Raw genomic sequence first — 26,185 nt, 5'->3', positions numbered from 1 at the left:
GCGCGCGGTCAGCCACCCCAGATGTCCTCGACCAGGCGGTCGGCGCTGCGCAGCCCGGTGAGCCAGGCCTGCGCGTCGGCCTCGCCGGTCGAGGTGCGCTCGCGGAAGACCCGCACCAGCGCGGCCCGCACCCCCGGGGCGATGGTCGCGGCGTTGCCGCAGACCAGGACGACGGCGCCCTGCTGCAGCAGCTCCCACACCTCGTCGGCGCAGTCGAGGATCGCGTCCTGCACGTAGCGGCACGGGCGGCCGTCCTGCCGGGAGAAGGCGTTCTCCACCCGGACCAGCCCCCGCTGCTGGAAGTCGAGCAGCTCGTCGGCGTAGAGCAGGTCCGAGCCCGGCTCGCGGCAGCCGAAGACCAGCAGGGACCGGGCCACCGGCACGCCCTGGTCCTGCTGCGCCGCGCGCTCCTGCAGGAACCCGCGGAACGGCGCGAGGCCCGTGCCGGCACCCACCATCACCATCGGCACGTCCGGGTCCTCCGGCGGCCGGAAGGCGATCGTGGGCTCCCGGACGAAGGCGAACACCGTCCCGTTCTCGGGCAGCTGCGCCAGGTGGCCCGAGGCGACCCCGGTGAAGGTCCCGGCCCCGGAGCGGGCGGGGGCCTGCAGCACCCCGACCGTGATGCTGCAGACGTCGGGGGAGGACAGCGGCGAGGAGGAGATGGAGTAGTACCGCGGGCGCAGCGGCGGCAGCAGGTCGAGGTACTCCGCGAACGGCAGCGCGCACGCCGGGAACTCCTCGAGCAGGTCGATCACCGAGCGGTTGGGCGCGTGGACCCGCTCCCGGTACCGCTCGTCGTCCCCGGCCAGCTGCTCGAGCTCCGCCCGCTGCCGCGGGTCGTCGGTGTACCGGGCGAGGAGCTCGAGGTCGTCGCGGGTGGCGACGTCCTGCAGCTCGACGCAGCTGCCGAGCACCCCGAGCACGGGCGCCGGCTCGTCGATCGGCAGGTGGGTGTGCGACCCGGCGTTCGGGATGATCGTGACGTACTGCCCGGCGTCCAGGCCGAAGTGGCCCATGACCCGGCGCAGCAGCTCGATGCTGTTGCGCGGCAGCACGCCGAGGTGGTCGCCGGCGCGGTAGCCCTGGTCCTGGGGCAGCGCCACCTCGAGGTGCCGGGTGGACCTCCCCGGGGTGCCGTACGGGCCGGCCGTCAGCAGCTCGCGGTTGGCCAGCACCCGGGCCGGCCGCGCGCGGTAGGAGAGGATCACCGGGTTGGTGAGCTGCCGGTTGGTCAGGGTGATCGACAGCCGCGGCCCCGCGGGGGCCGTCGCGGCGACCTCGGCGGGCAGGTCCAGCGCCTCGGCCAGCGTCGCCCACAGGTCGCCGTGCCAGTCGCGGTACCCGGCGTCGGGGTCACCGGCCGCGTTGCCCTCGCCGCGGTCGTGCGCCCGCTCGGCGCCGTGGGCGGCCAGCTCCCGGTCCAGCAGGGTCGGCACGGCCTGGTAGGTGCTCGCCCACTCGGTGTTGCCGCAGCCGAAGACGGTGTAGGTCACGCCCGCGGCCGCATCGGGGGGCGCCGAGCCGATCCAGCGGCAGAACTGCGCGGCGTTGTCCGGCGGCGTCCCGTTGTAGGAGGAGCAGACGACGAGCAGGGCGCCGCCCGCGGGCAGGTCGTCGACGTGGTCGTCGAGGGTCCCGAGCGTCACGTCGAAGCCGCGCTCGGTGCCCTCCTGGGCCAGCCGCGTGGCGATCGACTCCGCGGTGCCCAGGTTGGAGCCGAACAGCACGGTCAGCTTCGTGCCGTGCCGCGCCACCGTCGGCACCGGCTCGGCCTGCGGGGCGGCGGCCCGGGCGGCGGGCTCGGGGCCGGTCCGCTGGACCGGGATGCCGAGGGGGACGTCGGCCCGCGGCAGCACCTGCAGGTGGAAGTCGTCGGGCTTGATCGTGAGCGTGGTCTTCGTGTGCAACTGGTAGCCGCGGTCGTCGACGAGGTCGAACCGCTGCAGCAGCATGCCCAGCACGAGCGTGGCCTCCTGCAGCGCGAACTGGCGGCCGATGCAGGCCCGCTGCCCGGTGCCGAAGGGCTTGTAGGCGTGCGGCGGCAGCGCGGCCAGCCGCTCGGGGGCGACGTGGTCGGGGTCGAACTGCGCGGCGTCGGGACCCCACACCGAGGTGGCGCGGTGCAATGCGGGGGAGAGCACCGTGATCGGGGTGTGCGCCGGGACGGCGTAGCGGCCGCCGATCACGGTGTCCTCGAACGGCGCCCGGCTGAAGCCCGGGGCGGTCGGCCACAGCCGCAGCGACTCGTCGAGCACCTGCCGGACGTAGCGCAGCCGCTGCACCTGCTCGAACGTCGGCTGCGGCGTCCGGCCGAGCACGGTGTCGACCTCCGCCCGGGCCCGCTCCAGGAACCGCGGGTTGGCCACCAGGTAGTAGAGCGCGAACGACAGCAGCCCCGAGGTCGTCTCGTGCCCGGCGATGAGGAAGGTGATGCACTGCGCGCGGATGTTGCGGTCGGGCAGCCGCTCGCCGTTCTTGTCGACGCCGGTCAGCATCCGGCCGAGCAGGTCGGTGGTGTCCGCGGCGTCCCCCTGCGCGCGCCGCTCGGCGATGAGCCGGTCGACCAGGTCGTTCATGAACGCCTGGTCCTCGTCGAGCTGCCGCTGGGCCCGGACCTTCAGCCGGGTCTGGATCGGCAGCTGCCGGGCGCGGGCCTGCGACTCGGCGAGGGTGCGGATCATCGCGTCGACGAACGGGTGCGGGGTCTCCCGGTAGAAGGAGTTGAACCGATAGCCGAAGCCGCACAGCGCGATGGTGTCGAGGGTCAGCCGGGTCATGTCGGCCGGGACGTCGACGTCCTCCCCGGGGTTGAGCCGCGACCACTTCTCCACCAGTTGCTCGGCGACGTCGAGCATCTTCGGCAGGTAGTCGCGCATCGCCTGGAGGCTGAACGGGCTCATCAGGATCTCGTGCGCCCGGTGCCACATCGGGTCGTCGGTGTCGGAGGTGAACAGCCCGTTGTCGAGCGCGTCCTTCTTGAGGTTGGCCAGCCCGCCGCCGACCAGCTTGTCGAACCGCGCGTCGTCGCAGACCTCCGCGACCAGCTCCGGCCCCGAGACGATCAGCCGCGTGCCGCCGGGGACGGTCAACCGGTAGAGCGGCCCGTACTCCTCGGCCATCTTCATCAGGCTCTCGAAGGGGCTGGCCGTGTCGATGTCGAGGACGTTGCCGAGCACGGGCACACCCCGCGGGCCGGGGACCTCGTCGAGGGCGATGGTGGCGGTCACGGGGAGCCTCCTGACGGCCGGCGCACCAGGAGCACGGTGCTGACCAGCAGCACCCAGGCCGGGAACACCAGCAGGATCGCGGGGTGGAAGGTGACGCTGACCAGCAGGAAGACGGCCAGCAGGTAGCTGACGACGGCCAGCGGCCGGGGCAGCACCCCGGCCGCGGTGGCCAGCCCGGTGGTGGTGATCATGTACATGCCGGCGGCCCGCACGCCGTAGACGAACACCAGCGCGTAGCCGGCCGACGACAGCGCGCGCGTGACGTCCGGCCCCGGGAGCGGGGCGTCGGAGAAGCGGGTCAGCAGCGCGACCGCGCCGACCGCCGCGGTCCCGGCGAAGAGCATGCAGACGAAGAGCACCGCGCTGGCCAGGTGCAGCCAGTGCGGGATCTCGGCCCACGACCGCGGCCGGCGCAGCTGGAAGGCCGTGCGGGTGGCCATCGCGTGCCACAGGCAGGCGATCCCCGCGAACGGCACCACGTACAACCCGACGAGGGTGAGCGTGTCGGCCCCGCCGCCGTCGTAGAACGCGCGGTAGGTGTCGTCGGGGTCGGCCAGCCCGGGGATCCGGCGGACCAGGACCAGGGCCACCACGAGCAGCGCGGCGAGGACCAGCCCGGACCACCCGGCCGTGCGGGCGTGGGCGGCCGCCAGCCGCGCGCCGGCGTCCTCGGCCGCGCTGCCCGGTGCACCCCCCCGTGTCCGTGTCGGGACCCGCATGCTGCCCTCCGGGGACCGCGGGTGGTCTCGCCCACCAGCCAGGGAGGAACCGCACCCTCCTACTCCTGCTCCGGGGCGGGGTCAACGCATCCACCGGCGTCCGCCACACGGGGCGGCCGGTCGGTCACAGGGGGACCGCCTGGCCGCCACGGGCGGTGAGAGGCGCGGCGGGCACGCGGGCCTGGCCTGCACGTCGTCATGGCGGCCACGCCCGGGCGTCTCTCAAGACGTGACGACGAGGCTCATCCGGCCCGCGGCGCCCGTCGGCGACCCGCCGCGCACCCCGGTCACCACGGTCCTGGTCGCCGATGCGCACCCGGTGCTGCGCCGTGTCCTGACCGACTGCCTGGACGACACCGACGACATCACCGTCGTGGCGGAGGCCGAGACCGGCGACGAGCTCCTGGAGTCCGGTCTGCGCACCCGCCCGCGCGTCGTGCTGGTCGACCCGGAGCTGCCCGGCACCGACCCGCTCCAGGCGGCCCGCGAGCTGCTCGACGTCGCCCCGGGCACCCGCGTCGTCGTCCTCGCCCGCTGCTTCAGCCTGGTGAACTTCCACCGGGCCCGGCGCCTCGGGGCCGTCGGCTACCTGCTCAAGGGCGCCGACCTGGTCGACCTGCCGCGGCGGATCCGGGAGCTCGCCGAGGGCGGGACGGCGTGGACCCCGCGCGCGGTCCGCGAGGTCGACCCCGGCGCGGGGTGAGCGGTCAGGCGACGAGGACGACGACCAGCGTGCGGGGCCCGTGCACGCCCTCCACCCGGTTGAGCTCGATGTCGCTGGTCGCCGAGGGGCCGCTGACCATCGTCAGCGGCGCGGTCGGCTCCAGCCGGGCCAGCGCCTCCGGCACGCCGCCGACGACCTGGCCCGCCTCGACCACGCAGACCAGGCAGTCGGGCAGCAGCGACAGCGCCCGGCGACCGGACAGCGGCGAGCCGTCGAGGACGAGGGTCCCGGTCTCCGCGACGGCCACGGCGACCCCGGTGACGGTGGCGGCGAACGCGGCGAGCCCGACGGCGGTCCGGCCGTCGTCCTCGGACACGCCCGCCGGCCGCCACGCCTGCGGCACGCCGGGCGCGACGACGACGTCCGCCGGGGCCCAGCCGGCGCCCACGCCCGCGTCGAGCGCGGCGGCGACGGTCGCGGCGACGTCGTCGGAGCCGCAGCGGAGCACCGAGGCCTTGTAGTCCTCGAGCCGCTCGGTGAGGACGTCGAGCAGCGTCCCGGCCGGCCGGTCGTCGGTGGTCCGGTAGTGCCGGTGCACCTCCGGGACGGCGCGCCGGTCGCCCAGCGCGGTGCGGATCCGGCCCAGTACCTCGTCGCGCGCGCTCACGACCGGCCCCCGTGCTCCCTCGCCCACTGCTGGGTGAAGGTCTCCCGCGGCGGGGCCGGCAGGTCGCGGCTGCGGGTCCACCCGGAGATCGGCGGCGGCAGGGCCGCGGGCAGCGTCGGCCGGCCGCGGGAGAGCAACCGGCCGAGCCCGGCGGCGCGCTGCGCCAGCCGCCACAGCCGCGGCCGCGACATCGCCGTCGCCAGGGCGCGGAAGGCGGCCGCCTCGGGGGTGACCTTCTCCTGCGCCTCGACGTGCTCGGCGCGCAGGTGCACCAGGATCGACGGGATGTCGATCGCCACGGGGCAGGCGTCGTAGCAGGCGCCGCACAGCGACGACGCGTACGGCAGCGAGGCGTTGTCCTCGACCCCGGTCAGCTGCGGCGAGAGCACCGCACCGATGGGCCCGGGGTAGACCGAGCCGTAGGCGTGCCCGCCGGTGCGCTCGTACACCGGGCAGACGTTGAGGCAGGCCGAGCAGCGGATGCAGTGCAGCGCCTCGCGGCCCACCTCGTCGGCGAGCACCGCGGTCCGGCCGTTGTCGAGCAGCACCAGGTGGAACTCCTGCGGCCCGTCGCCGGGGGTGACCCCGGCCCACAGCGAGGTGTAGGGGTTCATCCGCTCGCCGGTGGAGGAGCGGGGGAGCAGCTGCAGGAAGACCTCGAGGTCGCGCCAGGTCGGCACCAGCTTCTCGATGCCCATCACCGTGATCAGGGTCTGCGGCAGGGTCAGGCACATCCGGCCGTTGCCCTCCGACTCCACCACGGCCAGGGTGCCGGTCTCGGCGACGGCGAAGTTGGCGCCGCTGATCGCCACCCGGGCGCGGAGGAACCGCTCGCGGAGGTGGGCCCGGGCGGCCATCGCCAGCCGGCGCGGCTCGTCGGACAGGTCGCGGTCGGCGTCCGGGCCCTGGAACTGCGGCATGGTGCGCAGGAAGATCTCGCGGATCTCGGCCCGGTTCTTGTGGATCGCCGGGACCAGGATGTGCGACGGGGCGTCGTCCCCGAGCTGCACGATCAGCTCGGCGAGGTCGGTCTCGTGCGCGGTGATCCCGGCGGCCTCGAGCGCCTCGTTGAGGCCGATCTCCTGGGTGGCCATCGACTTGACCTTGACCACCTCGTCGGCTCCGGTGGCCTGCACCAGCCGGGTGACGATCGCGTTGGCCTCGGCGGCGTCGCGGGCCCAGTGCACCGTGCCGCCGCGCGCGGTCACCTGGCGCTCGAGCTCCTCCAGGTGCTCGTCGAGCCGGGCCATGGTGGCGGCCTTGAGCGCCTTGCCGGCCGAGCGCAGCTCCTCCCAGTCGGGCACCTCGCCGACGACGGCGGCCCGCTTGCGGCGGATCGTGCTGGTCGCGTGGCCGAGGTTGGCCCGCAGCTGGCCGTCGCGCAGCGCGTCACGGGCGGCCTCGGGGAAGGGCCGCTCGCCCCGCAGGTGGCCCACCCCCCGGGGTGCCGTCGGCAGGCCGAGGAAGGTCGGCGCGGGCGGGGGAGCCGACTCGTGCATCGGCGGCTGGGTGACGGTCACGCCGGCACCGCCGGTCGGGTGGTCTGGTCAGGGGTCACGGCGTCCTCCGTCGAGGCGAGGATCTCGGCCAGGTGCACCGTCCGCGTCCCCGAGCGCAGCCGGGACAGCCCGCCGCCGATGTGCATCAGGCAGGACGCGTCACCCGCGGTGCAGACCTCGGCGGAGGTGGACAGCACGTTGGCCATCTTGTCGGTGAGCATCGCGGTCGAGGTGTCGGCGTTCTTCACCGCGAACGTGCCGCCGAAGCCGCAGCACTGGTCGGCGCCGGGGAGCTCCACGAGCTCCAGCCCGCGGACGGCGCGCAGCAGCTGCAGCGGCCGGTCGCCGACCCGCAGCAGCCGCAGCGAGTGGCAGGTCGGGTGGTAGGTGACCCGGTGCGGGTAGTAGGCGCCGACGTCGGTGACGCCCAGGACGTCGACGAGGAACTGCGACAGCTCGTAGGTCCGCTCGGCGAGCGCTTCGGCCTCCGCGGCCAGCGTGGACTCGCCCGCCCGCCGCAGGACCATCGCCTGCTGGTGGTGGATCGAGGCCACGCACGACCCGGACGGCGCCACCACGGCCGCAGCGCCCGCGAACGCCCGCACGTGGTTGGCCACGATCGGCACCGCCTCGCGCCGGTAGCCGGTGTTGACGTGCATCTGCCCGCAGCAGGCCTGCCCCGGCGGGACGACGACCTCGTGGCCCAGCCGCTCCAGCAGCGTCGCGGTCGCCCGCGCCACCTGCGGCACCATCGTGTCCACCAGGCACGTGGCGAACAGCGCCACCCTCATCGCGTCTCCTCCCCGTCGGGCCCGACGTCTCGACCGACGTCCCGGCGGACCATGCTCGACTCCCGCACCACCAGCTCCGGCTCGAACACCGGCTGCTCGTGGTGGTGACCCTCCCGGGTCTCGGCCAACAGCAGCTGCGCCGCCCGCCGCCCGAGCTCCTGCCGCGGCTTGCGCACCGAGGTCAGCGGGACGGCGGCCGCGGCCGCGAAGTCGATGTCGTCGTAGCCGACGATGGCGAACTCGTCGGGCACCCGCACGCGCTGGCGCACCATCTCCTGCAGCACGCCGAGGGCGAGCAGGTCGTTGGCGCAGATCGCCGCCGTGGGGCGCCGGGCCGCCGGGATGCCGATGACCCGCCCGGCGGCGTCGCGCCCGCCGGCCACGGTGAGCTCCTCGGGGGAGAGGACGGTCAGCTCGGCGTCGGGCACCTCGCCCACCGCGGCCTCCACGCCGGCGCGGCGTTCCTGCACCTGCGGCAGGTCGGAGTGCCCGCCGACGAAGGCGATCCGGCGGTGCCCGCGCTCGAGCAGGTGCTCGGCGGCCAGCCGTCCGCCGAGGACGTCGTCGACGGCGACGGCGCACTGGTCGGGGCCGGGCGCGCGCCGGTCGAGCAGCACCACCGGGACCCCCCGGGCGCGCAGCGCCGCCAGGTCGGGGGTCAGCTCCGCGGTCGGGGTGATGACCACGCCCTGCACCCGCTGCTCGGCGAGCACCGCGAGGTGCGCGGCCTCCTTGTCCGGCCGGTCGTCGGAGTTGCACAGGATCAGCGCCAGCCCGGCGGCGTTGACGACGTCCTCGACCCCGCGCGCGACGTCGGTGAAGAACGGGTTGGCGATGTCGAGCACCACCAGGCCCACGGTGCGGCTCGAGCCCGCGCGCAGGTGCCGCGCCGACTCGTTGCGCACGAAGCCCAGCTCGGCGATCGCCGCGCGGACCCGGTCGCGGGTGGCCGGTCCGACCAGGTCGGGCCGGTTGAGCACGTTGCTCACCGTGCCGACCGACACGCCCGCGTGCCGCGCGACGTCCTTGATGCTGGCCACCGAGCCGCCCTCTCCCCGCCTCTCGCCCGGCGTCGCCGCCGGGGTCCTCCGTAGTGTCGCCGACCCGGGCGCTCGCGGCCGGGACCGGCGGCGCCCGGGTCGGAGCGCGGTCAGGGCCGCCGTCCGCCGGTGCCCGCGGCCTCGGCCGCCGCCCGGGCGGAGACCGGCTCGCCGTAGCGCTCCACCTCGATCTCGTGCAGCGACTTGCCGCGGGTCTGCGGCGTCCAGATGGTGCCGACCAGCAGGGCCACCAGCAGCAGCCCGATGCACAGCGTGCCGACGAAGGGCACGCCCTGCTCGGCCAGCAGCGTGGGGAACCAGTAGGACAGGCCGCCGACCGCGATGCGGGCGGCGAAGAACAGCACCCCCTGCGCGCTGGCCCGGTACGGGGTGGCGAACAGCTCGCTGGTCCACAGCGCGTAGAACGCCTGCGCGCCGATGCCCGCGGCCAGGCCCCAGCAGACCGCGTAGCCCAGCAGCACCGGCAGGGAACCGTCGCCGTAGACGAGGAACAGCCAGCCGACGATGCCGAGCACGGCGCCGAAGAGGTAGAAGAACCGCTGGTCCACGCGGTCGGCGTAGCGCATGAAGCCGAAGTACGTGGACAGCACGGTGCACGTCCAGACCAGCACCTGCAGCAGGTTCTGCTCGGTGGCGCTCTCCACGCCGGCGGTCTCGTAGACCCGCGGCATGAAGATGCCGGCCTGGCCGGCGACGAGGTTCCAGAAGCCGTAGACGCCGAAGAGCACCAGCAGCGCCTTCACGTTCACCGAGCGGGAGAACAGCTCGCCCAGCCCCCGGCGCGGCGTGGTGGCGGTGCCCCCGGAGAAGTCGGCGTCGCGCTCCTGCTGCCACAGCGCCGACTCCGACAGGCCCTGCCGGATGTACCAGACGACGAAGGCGACGACGAACAGGTGCAGGAAGATGATCCGGCTGCCCAGCAGGCCCAGCGGGCCGAGGGCGACCGCCAGCAGGAACCCGATCACCGGGCCCATCGACCAGGCCAGCTGCGCGGTGCCCACGTGCTTGGCGCGCTGGCCGGGCGGCGCCTCCTCGGCGATGTAGGTCCACGAGGCCGGCACCCCGGCTCCCACCGCGATGCCGGTGAGCACGAACGCCACCAGCAGCATCCAGAAGCCGACGGCGAACGCGGCCAGCAGCACGCCGACCATGTAGACGACCAGGTCGTAGGTGTAGATGAACTTGCGGCCGTACCGGTCGCACATCGGCCCGCCGATCGCCGCCCCGATGGCGGCACCGAAGGCGTTGGCCGAGAACGCGGCCAGGAGCCCGACGGCGAGGTTGCTGATGCCGAAGCGGTCCTGCCACAGACCCAGGCTGGTGGCGATCGCGATGATCGACCCCGCCTCGATGTAGTTGGACATGGCGACCGAGATCGTCGCCTTCCAGCCCTTGGTCTCCTTGGCTCCGATGCGCATGGTCGCAGCTGCCTTCCTGGGGAGGGTGCCGTCGTGGGGCGTTCGGGGAGCCCCGCCGGCTCGTCCAGGTCAATGAACCGTTTCAGGTCGTGACGGCCGCCACTGTGGCACGGCGCACCCCGCCCGTGCAAGCCGCCGTGCGCGACGGGCCGGGGCTCCGAGGCCGCGGGTGAGCGGCCGAAACGGCCGCGATGCAGCGCGGATGGTCCCGCTACGACCCGTGAAGGGATCCGGCGAGCTGCGCGTTCCGGCGTTCGAGCGGGACACTGTTGACGTGACCGGCGACACGTCCTAGTGTCCGGTGTAGCGATTGAGACGTTTCACGAAATCGGGACCGGCAGGCAGAGCCGGACCGTCCCCCTCCCGCACCGAGGAGATCGACGATGACCGCCGCCGCACTCGCCGCACTCGCCGAGCAGACGATCGAGCTGCCCTCCTGGGCCTTCGGCAACTCCGGCACCCGGTTCAAGGTGTTCGGCCAGCCCGGCGTGGCCCGCGACCCCTTCGAGAAGCTCGAGGACGCCGCCCAGGTGCACAAGCACACCGGCGTCGCCCCCCGGGTCTCGCTGCACATCCCGTGGGACCTGGTGGACGACTTCGGCAAGCTCGCCGCGCACGCCGCCGACCTCGGCGTCTCGATCGGGGCGATCAACTCCAACCTGTTCCAGGACGACGACTACCGGCTCGGCTCGCTGACCCACCCCGACGCCGCCGTCCGCCGCAAGGCGATCGCCCACCACGCCCAGTGCGTCGAGGTCATGCGGGCCACCGGCTCGACCGACCTGAAGCTGTGGCTGCCCGACGGCACCAACTACGCCGGGCAGGACGACCTGCGCGCCCGGCAGGACCGGCTGGCCGAGTCGCTGCAGGAGGTCTACGCACTGCTCGACCCGGGCATGCGGCTGCTGCTCGAGTACAAGTTCTTCGAGCCGTACTTCTACGCCACCGACATCCCCGACTGGGGCACGTCGCTCGTGCACTGCCTGGCCCTCGGCGAGCAGGCGCAGGTCGTGCTCGACACCGGGCACCACGCGCCGGGCACCAACATCGAGTTCATCGTCATGCAGCTGCTGCGGGTCGGGCGGCTGGGCGCGTTCGACTTCAACTCGCGCAACTACGCCGACGACGACCTCATCGTCGGGTCGGCCGACCCGTTCCAGCTGTTCCGGATCATGAACGAGATCGTGCAGAACGACGCGCTGCTCGGCGCCGGCGTCAACTTCATGCTCGACCAGTGCCACAACATCGAGAAGAAGATCCCCGGCCAGATCCGCTCGGTGATGAACGTCCAGGAGGCCACCGCCAAGGCCCTGCTGGTCGACCGCGACGCACTCCGCGCCGCCCAGGTCGCCGGTGACGTGCTCGGCGCCCACGGTGTGCTGATGGACGCGTTCAGCTCCGACGTCCGGCCGCTGCTGGCTCAGCTGCGGGAGAGCAAGGGCCTGGACGCCGACCCGTACACCTCCTTCGCCCGCAGCGGGTACCAGGAGCGCATCGAGCGCGAGCGCGTCGGCGGCCAGCAGGCCGGCTGGGGCGCCTGACGGCCCACCTCGTCGGCGAGATCACGCGATCTCGCACAGTCCAGCCCCTCCACCCGTGCGAGATCCCGGGATCTCGCCGGCACAGAACCCTGGAAGGACACCTCCCGTGACGAACCCCGTGGTCAGTGAGCTGCTCGAGCGCAGCAACCGGCTGGGCGCCGACCCGCGCAACACCAACTACGCCGGCGGCAACACCTCGGCGAAGGGCACCGAGACCGACCCGGTGACCGGGCAGCCGGTCGAGCTGCTCTGGGTCAAGGGCTCCGGCGGCGACCTCGGCACGCTCGAGGAGTCGGGCCTGGCCGTGCTTCGGCTGGACCGGCTGCGCAGCCTCGTCGACGTCTACCCGGGCGTCGAGCGCGAGGACGAGATGGTCGCCGCGTTCGACTTCTGCCTGCACGGCCGGGGCGGCGCCGCCCCGTCGATCGACACCGCCATGCACGGCCTCGTCGACGCCGCGCACGTCGACCACCTGCACCCCGACTCCGGCATCGCGCTGGCCACCGCGGCCGACGGCGAGGCGCTGACCCGCGAGTGCTTCGGCGAGCGCGTCGTCTGGGTGCCGTGGCGGCGCCCCGGCTTCCAGCTCGGCCTGGACATCGCGGCCATCAAGGAGAAGAACCCGCAGGCCATCGGCTGCATCCTCGGCGGCCACGGGATCACCGCCTGGGGCGCCACGAGCGCCGAGGCCGAGGCCAACTCGCTCGACATCATCCGCACCGCCGAGCGCTTCCTGGCCGAGCGCGGCAAGCCCGAGCCGTTCGGCGCGGTGGTGCCCGGCTTCGAGCCGCTGCCCGCGGCCGAGCGCCGGCACCGCGCGGCCGCGCTGGCGCCGGTCATCCGGGGGCTCGCCTCGACCGACAAGCCGCAGGTCGGGCACTTCACCGACTCCGACGTCGTCCTGGAGTTCCTGTCCCGGGAGGAGCTGCAGCCGCTGGCCGCGCTGGGCACCTCCTGCCCGGACCACTTCCTGCGCACCAAGGTGCGCCCGCTGGTCGTCGACCTGCCGGCGACCGCCCCGGTGGAGGACGTCGTCGCGCGGCTCAAGGAGCTGCACGAGCAGTACCGCGCCGAGTACGCCGCCTACTACCAGCGGCACGCCACCGCCGACAGCCCGGCGATGCGCGGCGCCGACCCGGCGATCGTGCTGGTGCCCGGCGTGGGCATGTTCAGCTTCGGCGCGAACAAGCAGACCGCGCGCGTGGCCGGCGAGTTCTACGTCAACGCGATCAACGTGATGCGCGGCGCGGAGGCGGTGTCCACCTACGCCCCGATCGACGAGAGCGAGAAGTTCCGCATCGAGTACTGGGCGCTGGAGGAGGCCAAGCTCCAGCGGATGCCCAGGCCCAAGCCGCTGGCCACCCGCGTGGCGCTGGTGACCGGTGCGGCGAGCGGCATCGGCAAGGCGATCGCCCACCGCCTGGCGCGCGAGGGCGCCTGCGTCGTCGTCGCCGACCTCGACCTCGCCAAGGCCGAGGCCGCGGCGGCGGAGATCGGCAACGCCGACGTCGCCGTCGGGGTGGCGGCCGACGTGAGCGACGGCGAGGCGGTGGCCGAGGCGTTCCGCGCGGCGGTGCTGGCCTTCGGCGGGGTCGACCTGGTGGTCAACAACGCCGGCCTGTCGATCTCCAAGCCGCTGCTGGACACCACCGAGGCCGACTGGGACCTGCAGCACGACGTCATGGCCAAGGGCAGCTTCCTCGTCTCCCGCGAGGCCGCCCGGATCATGATCGAGCAGGGGATGGGCGGCGACATCGTCTACATCTCCTCGAAGAACGCCGTGTTCGCCGGCCCGAGCAACATCGCCTACTCCTCGACCAAGGCCGACCAGGCCCACCAGGTGCGGCTGCTGGCCGCCGAGCTCGGCGAGCACCAGATCCGGGTCAACGGCATCAACCCCGACGGCGTCGTCCGCGGGTCGGGCATCTTCGCCGGCGGCTGGGGCGCCAAGCGCGCCGCGGTCTACGGCGTGCCGGAGGAGGAGCTGGGCCAGTTCTACGCCCAGCGGACCCTGCTCAAGCGCGAGGTGCTGCCCGACCACGTCGCCGACGCCGTCTTCGCGCTGACCGGCGGCGACCTCACCCGGACGACGGGGCTGCACGTGCCGGTGGACTCGGGCGTGGCCGCCGCGTTCCTCCGGTGACCCGCACGTTCGCGGCCGTCGACCTGGGGGCGTCCAGCGGCCGGGTGATGGCCGCGCGGGTCGGCCCGGGGCGGCTGGAGCTCACCGAGGCGCACCGGTTCCCCAACCGGCCGGTGCGCCTCGGCGGCACCCTCCACTGGGACGTGCTCGGCCTGTACGCCGGCGTCCTCGACGGGCTGCGGGCCGCCGGGCGCGAGGCCGGCCGGGCCGACGGCGGGCACCTCGACGGCGTGGGCATCGACAGCTGGGCCGTCGACGTCGGCCTGCTGGACGCCGACGGCGCGCTGCTGGGCAACCCGGTGCACTACCGGGACGCCCGGCACGCGACCGCGGTGCCGGCGGTGCACGCCGTCGTCCCGCCCGAGGAGCTGTACCGGGTGAGCGGGCTGCAGCACCTGCCGTTCAACACCGTCTTCCAGCTCACGGCGGCGCGGGGCACCGCGCAGCTGGCGGCGGCGCGGACGGCGCTGCTCATCCCCGACCTGCTGGCGTACTGGCTCACCGGGGCGGTCGGCGCGGAGGTCACCAACGCCTCCACCACGGGCCTGCTCGACGCCACCACCCGGGAGTGGGCCGGGGAGCTCGTCGACCGGCTCGGCCTGGACCGCGGGCTGCTGCCGCCGCTGCGGCAGCCGGGGGAGCGGCTGGGAGAGCTGACCGCCGACGTGCTGGCCGAGACCGGGCTGGCCGGCCCGGTGCCGGTCACCGCGGTCGGCTCACACGACACGGCGTCGGCGGTGGTCGGCGTCCCGGCGTCGTCGGACCGGTTCGCGTACGTCTCGTGCGGCACCTGGTCGCTGGTCGGCGTGGAGCTGGAGAAGCCGGTGCTCACCGAGGCGAGCCGGGCCGCCGGGTTCACCAACGAGCTGGGCGTGGACGGCACCGTCCGCTACCTGCACAACGTGATGGGCCTGTGGCTGCTGCAGGAGTCGCAGCGGACCTGGGCGGCCGCCGGCCTGCCCGCGGACCTGCCCGACCTGCTCGCCGCCGCCGCGCAGGTACCGGCCTTCACGGCCGTGGTCGACGCCGACGACCCGCGGTTCCTGCCGCCGGGGGACGTGCCGGCGCGGATCGCTGCGGCCTGCGCCGAGACGGGGCAGACGCCGCCGCAGAGCCAGGCCGAGACCGTCCGCTGCATCCTCGACAGCCTCGCGCTGGCCTACCGGCGGACGATCCGGAAGGCCGTGGAGCTCTCCGGGCGGGACGTCGAGGTGGTGCACCTGGTGGGCGGGGGAGCGCGCAACGCCCTGCTCTGCCAGCTCACCGCGGACGCGTGCGGGCTGCCGGTCGTGGCCGGTCCGGTCGAGGCCGCGGCGCTGGGCAACGCGCTGGTCCAGGCCCGGGCGGCCGGAGTGCTGCACGGCGGGCTGGCCGAGCTCCGCGCGCTGCTGCGGGCCACCCAGGAGGTGCGGACGTACACGCCGTCCGGGTCGCCGGCCGCGTGGGACGTCGCCGCCGCCCGGCTCCCCGCCCGCTGAGGTCGGCACCGCGCGGGCGACCGATGAGTTCCCGCGGGCGCTGCGGTCTGCAGCGGTGGGTGCCGGTGGACCGGCGTCCGCACGGGGCCGCGCACGAGCCGGGCCCGACCTCCGAGGACGGTGCCCCGGCCGGCGGGCACGGAGAGGGCAGCGGGTGATCCACGCACGGGGACTGGTGCAGACGTTCCGCACGCGCCAGGGGCGGGCCAGGACCGAGGTCCGAGCCGTCGACGGGGTCGACCTGGACGTCGCCGAGGGGGAGGTCGTCGCGTTCCTCGGTCCCAACGGGGCGGGCAAGACCACCACGCTGCGCATGCTGACGACGCTGCTGAAGCCGACCGCCGGCACGGCGACGGTGGCCGGCTTCGACGTCGTCACGGAGTCGGTGCAGGTGCGCCGGAGCATCGGCTACGTCTCGCAGGCCGGCGGGGCGTTCAGCGGCGCCCGCGCGGGCGACGAGGTGGTCGACCACGGGATGCTCTACGGGCTGACCCGGGCGGAGGTGGAGGAGCGGGGCCGGCAGCTGTTCGCGCAGCTGGACCTGGAGGGTCTGTGGACCCGCAAGCCGCGCGCCATGTCCGGCGGGCAGAAGCGCCGGCTGGACATCGTGATGGGGCTGATCCACGAGCCGACTCTGGTGTTCCTCGACGAGCCGACCACCGGCCTGGACCCGCAGGCACGGGCCAACCTGTGGGAGCACATCCGCGACCTGCGGCGCCGACGAGGCGCGACGGTGTTCCTGACCACCCACTACCTGGACGAGGCGGACGCGCTGGCCGACCGGATCCTGATCATCGACCGGGGCCGGATCGTCGCCGCCGACACCGCCGACGAGCTCAAGACGCGGGTCGCCGGCGACCTGGTCGACCTGGAGGTGGCCGACCGGGCCGACGTCCCCGAGGCCGCCCGCAAGCTCGCCGGCCTCACCGACGGCCGCGCCGAGGTGGAGGTGGACGACCGGCACGTCCGCGGGCGCGTGCCGCGTGCCGGGCGCGCGGTCCCCGGGTTGCTGCGCGACCTGGACCGCGCGTCGATCGACCTGGACTCGATCGAGGTGCACCGGCCCACCCTGGACGACGTCTTCCTGGCGTTGACCGGACGGTCCCTGCGCGACGCCGAGACCGCGCCCGCGGCCGCCGACGCCGCCCCCGGACCGGCCGAGGACACCGAGACCGTGCCCGCGGACGGAGGCGCCCGGCGATGAGCTCGTTCCTGCGCGAGTCGGGGATCGTCTTCCGGCGCCAGCTCCGGATGAACCTGCGCAACCCCGCGTGGGTGATCATCGGGGCGATCCAGCCGGTGCTCTACCTGCTGCTGTTCGGCCCGCTGCTCACGCCGCTGGTCGACCAGTTCGGCGCGACCAACGCCTACACCTTCTTCGTGCCCGGGATGCTGGTGCAGCTGGGCATGTTCGGCGCCTTCTTCGCGGGGTTCGGCCTCATCGGCGAGTGGCGCGAGGGCGTCATCGAGGCCGAGCGCGTCACCCCGGCCAGCCGGACGGCGCTGCTGGTCGGCCGGCTCCTGCGCGACCTGCTGCAACTGTTCGCGCAGGCGCTGATCCTCATCGCCCTGGGCTACGCGCTGGGCATGGACGCGCCGCTCCAGGGGATCGTGCTCGGGACGCTGCTCACCCTGCTCATCGGCGGCGCCTGCGCCGCGGCGTCGAACGCGCTGGCGCTGACCACCAAGAGCGAGGAGGTCATGGCGCCGGTGGTCAACATGGTGATGATGCCGGTGCTGCTGCTGTCGGGGATCCTGCTGCCGATGACGATCGGCCCCGCCTGGCTGGAGGAGGCCAGCGACTTCATGCCGATCCGGCACGTGGTCGACGCCGTCCGCGCCTCGTTCCTCGGCGACTTCGCCTCCTCGGGGCTGCTGTGGGGCGGCCTGTGGTCCCTCGCGCTGTTCACCCTCGCGGTGTGGTGGGGCACCGCCACCTTCCGGCGGGAGAACGCCTGACCCGCCCTCCGCGGGACCGGTCCCGGCTCAGACCCGGGTGATCGTCGCGAGCCAGGCCGGGGCGCCGTCGTCGTGGAACCGCGTCTCGATCCGCTCGGGTACGACGGCGACGACGTCCCAGCCGCGGCTGGGGTCGAACGCCGTGCGCAGCTCTGCCTCGGTGACGGGGTGGGGCCCGGGGTCGGGGCCGTCGTCGCGGAAGCACAGCACGTGCACCCTCCCGCCGGGCTCGCTCACCGACGCCAGGCCCGCCACGTACCGCGGCCGCTCGCCGGCGTCGAAGGTGTGGAACAGCCCGCAGTCGAGCACCGTCGCGAACCGGCGCCCCAGCCCCTCCAGGTGCAGCGCGTCGGCCACGGCGAACTCGGCGTCGAGCCCGCGGTCGCGCGCCGCGGCCCGGGCGATCGCCACGGCCGTCCCGGCCACGTCGACGCCGAGGACCGGCAACCCGAGGGCGGCGACGTGGAGGGCGTTCTCACCGGTCCCGCAGCCCGCGTCGAGCACCGCTCCGGTGAACCCCCCTCCGGCGGCCAGGCGCACCACCGCCGGCTGCGGCCGGCCGACGTCCCAGGGCGCCGGGCCGTCCCGGTACGAGGCGTCCCAGGGCTGTCCCGACAGCCGTTCGTGACTGGTCGGCCGCCGAGCCCGGAACGGGTCGCCGCTCGAGGTCGCTGAGTGCTCCGCCACGGTCGTCGCCTCCCTGCCGCCGGTTGCGCGCCCCGATCTGTACCGGACCTCCGCTCCGGCAGCCAGGCGGGTTCGACCGGCTCGCCGGTCGAACCCGCGCCAGCCCCGTGTGAGGTGCGCTCGACTCCCCTCGGTGGGGGTGGGCGGCGCCGCGTCCTCCGGGCAGCCTGGGCGGGCGCGGGTCGCCCGTCCGACCCCGGCGGACACCGCGCGGGTCCCGGCGTCGTCGACGCCGGGAGGGGGAGGCCTGCGATGCCGTGGTGGGTGTGGTCGCTGCTGGGCTGGATCCCGCTGACGGCGGTGGTCGCGGCCTACTGGTGGGTGCCTCGGTGGCCCGAGGTGAAGCGGGAGCTGGCCCGCGAGTTCGCCGCCCGGGCCGGCCGGCCGGGGCGCGTCGGGCCGCTCTCCTGCCTGACCCACCGGCGTGCCGGGTCGCGCGACGGGAGCGACGGACGGTCGAGCAGCCGGCCGGTCCCGTAGCACCGGCCGCCCGGCGGGCCGGCGCGGTGGCCCCGACGTCCGCGGTCCTCGTGTCGCTGGCGGCCGGTCGAGGCCTGATCATCGAGACGCCCGCCCCGCCCTGGCCGTGAAACCCCCGGGGCGGGGCGGAGCTCCATGGCACCACGGCGGCCCGGCTGCCGTCAGCAGGCGGCGGCGTGTCCCCGGCAGGACTCGCCGACGCGCCCACCCCGGCACCGCGGGCAGCCGTCCGCGCCGCGCCGGGCTCAGGCGCGGCCGGCGGCCGCCGCGAGGCCGGCCCGGGTGAAGGCCAGCGCCTCCCGGGCCAGCGCCGCGTTGTCGGTCCAGAGGTTGCGCCAGATCGCCAGGTCGTTGGAGAGCGTGCGGTGCACGACCTCGGACGAGAACGACTCGAAGGTCATGATCCCGTCGTAGCCGACCTCGGAGAGCGCGCCGAAGAACTCCGCCCACGGGATCGTCCCGGTGCCCAGCGCCCCGCGGTGGGACTCCCCGACGTGCACGTACCCCAGCCGCCCGGCCGCCGCGGCCGCCCGCACGGCCTCGCGGAACGAGTGCTCCTCGATGTTCATGTGGTACGTGTCCAGGTGGGCCATCACGTTGGGCCGGTCGACGGCCGCGATGAAGTCCAGCGTCTCCTGCGTCGTGTTGATGACGTTGGTCTCGTAGCGGTTGCAGAACTCCAGGGCCAGCGTGATGCCGGAGGCGGCGGCCCGGTCGGCCAGCCAGGCGATCGTCTCCTGGGAGTGCGCCCGGCCGCGCTCGGTCGCCGGCCCGGCGTACTTGCCGAGCTTGGAGTACAGGACGCCGCACAGCACCGAGCCGCCGCTGTCGCGCAGCACCGACAGCGCCGTCGCCAGCCGCTCCCGGCCGCGGGCGACGACGTCGGGGTCCTCGCTGGAGACGTCGGTGTCCTCGCTGAGCCCCAGTGACCCGCTCACCTGCAGGTCGTGCTCCTCCAGCAGCCGCGCGGTCATGTCGGCGTCGAACGTCGTCGGGTCGATCAGCGCGAGCTCGATCAGGTCGTAGCCCGCCGCGGCGGTCGACGCGATCGCCGACCGCGCCTCGTCGGGGGACCAGCCCCCGGTCCAGACCAGCGCGTGGACGCCGTGGGTGATCGCCATGGGGTGTCTCCTCATCTCCGCAGGTCACTCGTCCAGCCAGCCGCGGTGGTGCAGCTCGGCCAGCAGCCGCCGGTAGCCCTCCTCGAGCGGACCGGCCTGCGCGGGGTCGGGGTCGACGACCTCCGCGGTGCGCACCATCCGGTCCGCCGCCTCCGCCGGGGGCGCCCCGGTCAGGGCGGCGGCGGCCAGGACGGCGGCGCCGAACGCGCTCGACGGCTCGGCCGGCCGCGACACCGGCCGGCCCAGCACGCTCGCGCGGATCGCCGTCCACACCGCCGACCCCGATCCGCCGCCGACGACCCGGTGGTCGGTGGAGGCGACGCCGAGCGCGGCCAGCCGCTCCAGGCCGAGCCGCTCGACGAAGGCGACGCCGTCCAGGACCGCCCGGTGCCGCTCGCGGGGGGACGGCGTCCCCGGGCCGAGCAGGAAGCCGGTCGCGTCCGGCCGGACGAACGGGAAGCGCTCGCCGGTGCCCGGGAGCGGGTAGGCGGTCCACGCCGACGGGCCCCGCCGCGCGGCGTCGGCGTCGGCGGCGGCGAGGTCGGGCAGCCCGGGGAGGGCCCCGGCGCCGGTGTTCGACGCGCCGCCCGGCCACCACAGGCCGTCGGGGGCCAGGTGCGAGTAGACGGCCCCGCCGAAGCCGGTCACCTCGGCGGCCGCGACCCCCTTGAGCACCAGCGTCGTCCCCAGCACGCCGGTGGTCCGGCCCGGCGCCACCGCACCCGCCGCGAGCTGCGCGGTGCAGCCGTCGGTCATGCCGGCCACGACGCGCACCCCGGCGGGCAGGCCCAGCGCGGCCGCGACGCCGGGGCGGACCTCGGCGACGACCGTGCCCGGGTGCACCAGCTCCGGAAGGGCGGCCACCGGCACACCCGCGGCGGCCAGCACGTCGAGCGGCCAGCGGGCGGCGACCGGGTCGATGCCCGCCTTGAGCGCGTGCGAGGTGTCGGTGACCAGCCGCCCGGTCAGGTCGGCGACGACCAGGTCGGGCACGTGCAGGTAGCGCCCGGCGGGGTCGTGCTCGGCCAGCCAGGCCAGCCGGCCCAGGGTCGAGGCGGCGCCCACCGGGCGGCCGAGCGCGGCGCGCACCCGGGCCGCCCCGCGCTGGTCGGCGTAGAGCAGCACCGGTCCGCGCGGCACCCCGCCCGGGGAGGTGGCCACGACGCTCCCGGACGTCGCGGTGACCGCCAGCGCCCCGATGCCGGCCGCGCGGGTGCCCAGGTCGGCGGTGAGCGCCCGCAGCACCGACCGCACGACCGACGCGTGCACCGGGGGCTGCTCCTGGCATCCAGGTCCGGGTACCGACGGCTCGGGCAGCGGGGCCGAGGCGGTGGCCGCCGGCTCCCCGGTGTCGACGCGCACGGCCGTGGCCCGCACCGCGGCGGTGGCCAGGTCGACGCCGAGGACCAGGTCGGCCACGGTCAGCCGTTCCCCGCGCGGACGAGGGGCAGCAGCACGTCGGCCAGCCCGGTGAGGTCGGCGACCGCGAGGTCGGGCTCGGCCAGCTGCTCGGGCGTGGGCTCGTCGGGCGCCTCGCCGCGCAGCACCCACACGGTGCCCAGGCCCAGCGCGGCCGCGGGCCGGACGTCGTTGTCCAGCCGGTTGCCCACGTGCACGGCCTGCGCGGGGGCGCAGCCGGCCCGCTCCAGGCACCAGGTGAACAGCTCGGGGCTGGGCTTCTCGAACCCGACGATCGCCGAGACGCCCCAGACGTCGACGAACGGCGCGACGCCGTCGCGGGTGAGCGCGTCGACGACGGTCGCCTCCTGGTTGGCCAGCACCCCGACGGCCACCCGGCCGCGCAGCGCCCGCAGCAGCGGCAGCACGTCGGGGTAGAGCGTGCCCGGCGGGTGCACCCAGTGCCGGCGGGTCCGCTCGTGCAGCGCGCCCCGCAGCCCGGCGTCCCCGAGCAGCTCGGTGGCGAGCGCGGTGCGCAGCGAGCCGCTCTGGCGGGCCCGCGCCGCGTCGTACACCCGCCGCACCGCCGCCCGGTCCACCGGGCCGCGGCCCTGCTCGGCGCGCAGCTCGTCGAGGGCCCGGACCACCGCGGCGAGGAAGTTGCCGTCGTCGTAGACCGGGCCGCCGACGTCGAGGAACACCGCGCGCAGCTCCCGGGGCAGGGTCATGCCGGCGAGCCGCCGAGGCGGGCGCGGCGCTCGATCACGTCCTCCCGGGCGAAGAACTCCTCCACCTTCGCCGGTTCCAGCGGCACCACGCCGCCCACTGAGTACGCGGCCACCCGCACCTGCGCGCCCTTGACCGCCATCTCCGAGGCCGCCTCGACGCCGGCCGGGCCGGGCGCGTTGACGACGATGCCGTGGTTGCCCAGCAGCACCAGGGTGGGCAGATCGCCGTGCTCGTCGACGTACCGCCGCAGCGCCGCGAGGTAGACCCGGCCGAGGTCGATGCCCGGCGTCGCGTAGGGCACGTACAGCGGGCGGCCGATCACCACGGCCTCGTCGGAGTAGACGTGCCGCTCCCACGCGGTGGGCCCATGCACGCTGGCGAGCAGGCCGACGACCGCCGTCGGGTGGGTGTGCCCGACGAACGCCGTCGGCGCGCACGCCTGCGCGGCCACGTGCACCAGGGTCTCGATCGAGGCCCGCCGGCGACGGCCGCCGTGCTCGCCGGCGTCGAGGGCGGCGGTGAGGTCGGCCTGCGTCGCCGTCGGGGAGGCCATCAGCTCCACGAGCGGGTCGACGTCGACGACGACGAAGTCCTCCGCCGTCGCCGTCCGCATGGCCGACCCCGACGCCTTCACCACCACCCGCCCGTCGGGCAGCAGCTGGGAGGTGTTGCCCTCGGCCAGGACGACGAGGTCCCGGGAGCGCTCGCCCAGGGCCCGGGTGAGCGCGACGAGCTCCTCGCTCACCAGCCCCGGGTCCCAGACGGCGCTCACCCGGTCCTGCCGTAGCGGCGGCCGGCGTAGCCGTTGAGCAGCGCGGCGAAGACGAGCACGATGCCCAGCGCGGCCAGCTGCCACTGCGAGCCGGCGTTGCCCGGCACGGCCAGCAGGATGCCGGCGTTGAGCCAGACGATCAGCAGCGTCGCCAGCACCACGCCGGCCACCCGGCCGATGCCGCCGGTGATCGCCACCCCGCCGAGGACGGCGATGGTGATGGCCGGCAGCGCCATGCCGCTGCCCGCGACCCCGGCGTCGGGCCGGGCGGAGGCGAACTGCGCCACGGTCACGACCGCGACCAGCCCGGAGATCACCCCGGCGGTGAGGTAGGCGGTGAACCGGGTGCGCCGCACGTCGATGCCGGTCCACTCCGCGGCCACGTCGTTGGTGCCGATGGCGTACAGCCGCCGTCCGTAGGTGGTGCGGTTGAGGATCAGCCAGACCACCACCGTGGTGGGCAGCAGGAAGGTGAGGATGCCCAGCGGCACCTGCAGCGGGTCCTCGCCGCCGCCGATCGGCACCGACCGCGCGGCGGAGAAGAAGTCCTGGATCGGCTGGGTGCTGATCGGCTGCTGGTCGTTGATGACGATCGCGATCGAGGAGAACGCGTAGTACGTGGCCAGCGTGGTGATCAGCGCCGGGTAGCCGATGTAGGCGACCAGGAACCCGTTGAGCGCGCCGCACAGCCCGCCGAACGCGGCGGCCAGCACGATCGACGCCCACAGCGGCCAGCCCCACTCCCCGTAGGCGAAGCCGAACACCATGCTGGTCAGGGACACGATCGCGCCGACCGACAGGTCGATCCCGCCGCGGCCGGAGGTGATCACCAGCAGCTCGGCCAGCCCCAGCATGACCAGCGGGACGGCGCTGATCAGGGTCGCCGACAGGTAGGACGCGTCGTACGGCGCGGTCAGGTAGTTGCGCGCCGACAGGGTCAGGAAGGTGACGACGACGGCGACGAGCAGCACCAGCAGCAGCACGATCCGCTGGGTGAGCAGCGCCCGCAGGAGCAGCTCGGGCAGCTGGCGGACCCGCGACGGCCGGGCGCCGTCCTCGTCGTCCGGGCGCGGGGCCGGCGCCGGGGCCTCGGGGGAGACCGTGGTGCTCACGTCGTCCTCCTCGCCCGCTGCCGGAGCAGGTCGGCCCCGACGGCGATCAGGATGAAGATGCCGATGAACAGGCTGGACAGCTGCGAGCGCCAGCCCAGCTGGGTCACCCCGGAGGTGACCGTCTGCACGAGCAGCGCGCCGAGGACGGTGCCCAGCACCGAGCCGCGGCCGCCCATGATCGAGGTGCCGCCGATGACCACCGCGGCGATCGCGGCCAGCTCCATCCCGGCGCCCACGTTCGGGGCCAGGGTGGAGGTGCCGCGGGCGATGACGAAGCAGGCGGCCAGCCCGGTGAGCAGCCCGGTGAGGACGTAGGCCGACATCACCCGCCGCTGCACCTTCACCCCGGCCAGCCGCGCGGCGTCGGCGTCCCCGCCGATGGCGTAGAGGTGCCGGCCGCCGGCGGTGTGCCGCAGGTAGTACCAGGCCGCCGCCGCGACGAGCAGCATGACCAGGAAGCTGTGCGGGACGCCGAGGGTGCGGCCGGCCTCGCCGCGGCCGAAGAAGGCCAGCGTGCCGGGGATGTTGTCGACCGTGGTGCCGCCGAACAGCTGCAGGCCGAGGAACTTGAACAGGTTCGCGGTGCCGAAGGTGATGATGATCGCGTGCACGCGCCCGTAGGCGATGAGCACGCCGTTGACCAGCCCGAGCACGCCGCCGAGCACGACCGACAGCGCGACGGCGACGGGCAGGCCGACCCCCGAGTCGACCATCGCCTTGGCGACGACGACCGCGCAGACCATGACGATGCCGGCCACCGAGACGTCGATGCCGCCGGTGATGATGATGACCGTCATCCCGATGCCGATGAGCGCCACCGGCGCCATCGCCACCAGCAGCGGCACGATCGAGCCCTCGGTGAGGAAGGCCGGGGTGGCCAGCGCCAGCGCCACCCACAGGGCGACGATGACGACGATCAGCACGATCTCCTGGCCGGTGATCGGGAACGGCAGGACCCGGCCGCGCGCCTTCGCGGTGTGCGCGGCCGGGGGAGCGCCGCCCGGGGGCGTGAGGGTGGACGCGCTCATGCCGCCTCCTCCTGGTCGACCGCGCCGGCGGCCGCGGCCAGGACGTCGGCCTGGCTCGCCCCGGGGCCGAACTCGACCGTCGTGGTCCCGGCCCGGACCACCTGCAGCCGGTCGGAGATGCGGATGGCCTCGGGCAGGTCCGAGGTGACGATGAGGACGGCGGTGCCCTCGTCGGCCAGCGAGCGGACGATCCGGTGGATCTCCTCCTTGGCGCCGACGTCGACGCCCTGGGTGGGCTCGGCGAGCACCAGCACCTTGGGCCGCTCCACCAGCTGGCGGGCGAGCACGACCTTCTGCGCGTTGCCGCCGGACATCGCCGAGACCGGCTGGCGCTCGGACGGCGTCTTGACCGACAGCCGGGCGATGAAGTCCCGGGCGACCTGCCGCTCGCGGCGCCGGTCCATCCAGGTGCCGAGCCTGGACAGCATCGGCAGGTGCCCGGCGGAGATGTTGAACGCGATCGACTGGAAGCTGAACAGGCCCTGCAGCTTGCGGTTGGCCGGCAGCAGCGCGATGCCCAGCTTCTTGGCGGCGCGGGGGGAGTGCGGCGCGATCGGCTTCGCGTCGAGCAGCACCCGGCCGGAGGTGGCCCGTCGCATGCCGTAGACGGTCTCGGCGATCTCCGCGGCCCCGGAGCCGATCAGGCCGTACAGGGTGACGATCTCGCCGGGGCGGACGGCGACGTCCACGTCGTGGTACTCGCCCTCGCAGGACAGGCCCTCGAGGACCAGCCGCGGCGGGGCGTCGGGGACGGTGTGCGCCGGCGGGGTGTCCTCGAGGATGCCGCCGACCATGAGCTCCACGACCCGCCGCACCGAGAGCTCCTCGATGGGCCAGGTGCCCAGGGTCTGCCCGTCGCGCATGACGGTGACCTCGTCGGCGATGACGAACAGCTCGTCGAGCCGGTGGGAGATGTAGATGATCGCGACGCCGGTGGAGGCCAGCCGTCGGACGACGCCGAAGAGCACCTCGATCTCGGCGTCGGTGAGGATCGCCGAGGGCTCGTCGAGGATGAGCACCTTGGCGTTGCCGACCAGCGCCTTGGCGATGGACACCTGCTGCTGCTCGGCGATGGACAGCTCGCTGACCGGCACGGTGGCGTAGCGCGCGGGCAGCCCGATCAGCTCCAGCAGCTCGACCACGCGGGCGTTCTGCGCCGCCCAGTCGACCTTGCCGCGGCGGGTGATCTCCCGGCCGGTGAAGACGTTCTCGGCGACGGTGAGGTCGGGGAACAGCTGCGGTTCCTGGTAGACGGTGGCGATGCCGAGGGCGATGGCGTCGGCGGTGCCGCCGATGGTCACCGGCCGGCCCTCGAAGGTGATCCGGCCGGTGTCGGCGGTCGCCGCCCCCGAGAGGATCTTGATCAGGGTGGACTTGCCGGCGCCGTTCTCGCCGATCAGGGCGTGCACGCTGCCCGCCCGCACGGTCATGTCCGCGTTCCGGATCGCCCGCACGGCCCCGTACCGCTTGGACACCCCCGTCACGGACAGCCGCTCGGTCCCCGCGTCGGTCGGCGGGGCGGTCGCCGGCTCGGCCGGTCCGCTGGTCCGGGTCTCGCTCATGGTCCTCCTCGCTGCGGCCGGGCGGGGGGGGGGGGGGGGGGGGGGGGGGGGGGGGGGGGGGGGGGGGGGGGGGGGGGGGGGGGGGGGGGGGCGGGGGGGGGGGGGGCTGGGGGGGCGGGCGGCGCG

22 protein-coding genes are annotated in these 26,185 nt (G+C 74.8%); 7 read left to right on the top strand and 15 right to left on the bottom strand.

Annotated features, from left to right (window positions below; all coding sequences use genetic code 11):
- Positions 1–8 precede the first annotated feature (8 nt).
- The gene (locus ACI789_RS20135) at positions 9–3,230 is read right to left on the bottom strand and encodes a bifunctional cytochrome P450/NADPH--P450 reductase (RefSeq protein WP_457011145.1); all 3,222 of its coding nucleotides are present in this window, start codon (positions 3,228–3,230) and stop codon (positions 9–11) included.
- Positions 3,227–3,949 carry a hypothetical protein gene (locus tag ACI789_RS20130; RefSeq protein WP_457011144.1) on the bottom strand — a complete coding sequence of 241 codons (723 nt, stop codon included), beginning with the start codon at positions 3,947–3,949 and terminating at the stop codon, positions 3,227–3,229. Before ACI789_RS20130 ends, ACI789_RS20135 begins: the two co-directional genes overlap by 4 nt.
- A 229-nt stretch (positions 3,950–4,178) precedes the next feature.
- Here ACI789_RS20130 and ACI789_RS20125 point away from each other — a divergent pair, with 229 nt between their 5' ends.
- A complete protein-coding gene (locus ACI789_RS20125) occupies positions 4,179–4,652 on the top strand; it encodes a response regulator (RefSeq protein ID WP_457011142.1) in 474 nt (157 codons plus the stop codon).
- Positions 4,653–4,656: 4 nt separating this feature from the next.
- Here ACI789_RS20125 and ACI789_RS20120 read toward each other — a convergent pair whose 3' ends face one another.
- The 5 genes from ACI789_RS20120 to ACI789_RS20100 all read right to left on the bottom strand — a co-directional run bounded on the left by ACI789_RS20120 (position 4,657) and on the right by ACI789_RS20100 (position 10,049).
- Positions 4,657–5,280: a LutC/YkgG family protein gene (locus ACI789_RS20120; protein WP_457011140.1), complete on the bottom strand. Its 624-nt coding sequence runs from the start codon at positions 5,278–5,280 to the stop codon at positions 4,657–4,659.
- Positions 5,277–6,800, bottom strand: coding sequence for a LutB/LldF family L-lactate oxidation iron-sulfur protein (locus tag ACI789_RS20115; RefSeq protein WP_457011139.1), 1,524 nt, complete (start codon positions 6,798–6,800; stop codon positions 5,277–5,279). Before ACI789_RS20115 ends, ACI789_RS20120 begins: the two co-directional genes overlap by 4 nt.
- Entirely contained in the window at positions 6,797–7,570 is a 774-nt protein-coding gene (locus tag ACI789_RS20110; RefSeq protein WP_457011137.1) for a (Fe-S)-binding protein, read from the bottom strand. Before ACI789_RS20110 ends, ACI789_RS20115 begins: the two co-directional genes overlap by 4 nt.
- On the bottom strand, positions 7,567–8,610 hold the full coding sequence (locus ACI789_RS20105; RefSeq protein ID WP_457011135.1) for a LacI family DNA-binding transcriptional regulator: 1,044 nt from the start codon (positions 8,608–8,610) through the stop codon (positions 7,567–7,569). Before ACI789_RS20105 ends, ACI789_RS20110 begins: the two co-directional genes overlap by 4 nt.
- Positions 8,611–8,720: 110 nt before the next feature.
- Positions 8,721–10,049 carry an MFS transporter gene (locus ACI789_RS20100; RefSeq protein ID WP_457011133.1) on the bottom strand — a complete coding sequence of 443 codons (1,329 nt, stop codon included), beginning with the start codon at positions 10,047–10,049 and terminating at the stop codon, positions 8,721–8,723.
- Positions 10,050–10,432: 383 nt separating this feature from the next.
- Between ACI789_RS20100 and rhaI the strand changes: the two genes are divergently transcribed.
- The 5 genes from rhaI to ACI789_RS20075 all read left to right on the top strand — a co-directional run bounded on the left by rhaI (position 10,433) and on the right by ACI789_RS20075 (position 17,170).
- Entirely contained in the window at positions 10,433–11,590 is a 1,158-nt protein-coding gene (gene rhaI, locus ACI789_RS20095; RefSeq protein WP_457011131.1) for an L-rhamnose isomerase, read from the top strand.
- A gap of 106 nt (positions 11,591–11,696) precedes the next feature.
- Positions 11,697–13,733, top strand: a complete 2,037-nt coding sequence (locus ACI789_RS20090) for a bifunctional aldolase/short-chain dehydrogenase (protein WP_457011129.1) — start codon at positions 11,697–11,699, stop codon at positions 13,731–13,733.
- Positions 13,730–15,211: a rhamnulokinase gene (locus ACI789_RS20085; protein WP_457011127.1), complete on the top strand. Its 1,482-nt coding sequence runs from the start codon at positions 13,730–13,732 to the stop codon at positions 15,209–15,211. The genes ACI789_RS20090 and ACI789_RS20085 overlap by 4 nt, the downstream gene beginning before the upstream one ends.
- A 154-nt stretch (positions 15,212–15,365) precedes the next feature.
- A complete protein-coding gene (locus ACI789_RS20080) occupies positions 15,366–16,415 on the top strand; it encodes an ATP-binding cassette domain-containing protein (protein ID WP_457011126.1) in 1,050 nt (349 codons plus the stop codon).
- Positions 16,412–17,170 carry an ABC transporter permease gene (locus ACI789_RS20075; RefSeq protein WP_457011124.1) on the top strand — a complete coding sequence of 253 codons (759 nt, stop codon included), beginning with the start codon at positions 16,412–16,414 and terminating at the stop codon, positions 17,168–17,170. The genes ACI789_RS20080 and ACI789_RS20075 overlap by 4 nt, the downstream gene beginning before the upstream one ends.
- A 27-nt stretch (positions 17,171–17,197) precedes the next feature.
- Here the strand turns inward: ACI789_RS20075 and ACI789_RS20070 are convergent, their stop codons facing one another.
- Positions 17,198–17,857: a class I SAM-dependent methyltransferase gene (locus ACI789_RS20070; protein ID WP_457011123.1), complete on the bottom strand. Its 660-nt coding sequence runs from the start codon at positions 17,855–17,857 to the stop codon at positions 17,198–17,200.
- 252 nt (positions 17,858–18,109) lie between these two features.
- Here ACI789_RS20070 and ACI789_RS20065 point away from each other — a divergent pair, with 252 nt between their 5' ends.
- A complete protein-coding gene (locus ACI789_RS20065; RefSeq protein WP_457011122.1) occupies positions 18,110–18,337 on the top strand; it encodes a hypothetical protein in 228 nt (75 codons plus the stop codon).
- Between the two features lie 245 nt (positions 18,338–18,582).
- Here the strand turns inward: ACI789_RS20065 and ACI789_RS20060 are convergent, their stop codons facing one another.
- The 7 genes from ACI789_RS20060 to ACI789_RS20030 are packed head-to-tail and all read right to left on the bottom strand — an operon-like array spanning position 18,583 to position 26,059.
- Entirely contained in the window at positions 18,583–19,458 is an 876-nt protein-coding gene (locus ACI789_RS20060) for a sugar phosphate isomerase/epimerase family protein (RefSeq protein ID WP_457011121.1), read from the bottom strand.
- 24 nt (positions 19,459–19,482) lie between these two features.
- A complete protein-coding gene (locus ACI789_RS20055; RefSeq protein WP_457011120.1) occupies positions 19,483–20,877 on the bottom strand; it encodes an FGGY-family carbohydrate kinase in 1,395 nt (464 codons plus the stop codon).
- Positions 20,878–20,879: 2 nt separating this feature from the next.
- Positions 20,880–21,584, bottom strand: a complete 705-nt coding sequence (locus ACI789_RS20050) for an HAD family hydrolase (protein ID WP_457011119.1) — start codon at positions 21,582–21,584, stop codon at positions 20,880–20,882.
- Entirely contained in the window at positions 21,581–22,357 is a 777-nt protein-coding gene (locus ACI789_RS20045; protein WP_457011118.1) for a class II aldolase/adducin family protein, read from the bottom strand. The genes ACI789_RS20050 and ACI789_RS20045 overlap by 4 nt, the downstream gene beginning before the upstream one ends.
- Entirely contained in the window at positions 22,354–23,469 is a 1,116-nt protein-coding gene (locus ACI789_RS20040) for an ABC transporter permease (protein WP_457011117.1), read from the bottom strand. The genes ACI789_RS20045 and ACI789_RS20040 overlap by 4 nt, the downstream gene beginning before the upstream one ends.
- A complete protein-coding gene (locus tag ACI789_RS20035; protein ID WP_457011116.1) occupies positions 23,466–24,497 on the bottom strand; it encodes an ABC transporter permease in 1,032 nt (343 codons plus the stop codon). Before ACI789_RS20035 ends, ACI789_RS20040 begins: the two co-directional genes overlap by 4 nt.
- Positions 24,494–26,059, bottom strand: a complete 1,566-nt coding sequence (locus ACI789_RS20030; RefSeq protein WP_457011115.1) for a sugar ABC transporter ATP-binding protein — start codon at positions 26,057–26,059, stop codon at positions 24,494–24,496. The genes ACI789_RS20035 and ACI789_RS20030 overlap by 4 nt, the downstream gene beginning before the upstream one ends.
- Positions 26,060–26,185 lie beyond the last annotated feature (126 nt).

It is taken from the genome of Geodermatophilus sp. SYSU D00965, from assembly GCF_054050075.1.
The sequence above is the reverse complement of the archived record's forward strand: the minus strand, read 5'-3'. Positions and strand labels throughout refer to the sequence as shown.

What these genes read in the sequence shown, in the direction of transcription:
- ACI789_RS20130 (WP_457011144.1), bottom strand. Translation starts at nt 3,949, where the DNA reads ATGCGGGTCCCGACACGGACACGGGGGGGTGCACCGGGCAGCGCGGCC.
- ACI789_RS20110 (WP_457011137.1), bottom strand. Translation starts at nt 7,570, where the DNA reads ATGAGGGTGGCGCTGTTCGCCACGTGCCTGGTGGACACGATGGTGCCG.
- ACI789_RS20100 (WP_457011133.1), bottom strand. Translation starts at nt 10,049, where the DNA reads ATGCGCATCGGAGCCAAGGAGACCAAGGGCTGGAAGGCGACGATCTCG.
- rhaI (WP_457011131.1), top strand. Translation starts at nt 10,433, where the DNA reads ATGACCGCCGCCGCACTCGCCGCACTCGCCGAGCAGACGATCGAGCTG.
- ACI789_RS20075 (WP_457011124.1), top strand. Translation starts at nt 16,412, where the DNA reads ATGAGCTCGTTCCTGCGCGAGTCGGGGATCGTCTTCCGGCGCCAGCTC.
- ACI789_RS20065 (WP_457011122.1), top strand. Translation starts at nt 18,110, where the DNA reads ATGCCGTGGTGGGTGTGGTCGCTGCTGGGCTGGATCCCGCTGACGGCG.
- ACI789_RS20060 (WP_457011121.1), bottom strand. Translation starts at nt 19,458, where the DNA reads ATGGCGATCACCCACGGCGTCCACGCGCTGGTCTGGACCGGGGGCTGG.
- ACI789_RS20050 (WP_457011119.1), bottom strand. Translation starts at nt 21,584, where the DNA reads ATGACCCTGCCCCGGGAGCTGCGCGCGGTGTTCCTCGACGTCGGCGGC.
- ACI789_RS20035 (WP_457011116.1), bottom strand. Translation starts at nt 24,497, where the DNA reads ATGAGCGCGTCCACCCTCACGCCCCCGGGCGGCGCTCCCCCGGCCGCG.
- ACI789_RS20030 (WP_457011115.1), bottom strand. Translation starts at nt 26,059, where the DNA reads ATGAGCGAGACCCGGACCAGCGGACCGGCCGAGCCGGCGACCGCCCCG.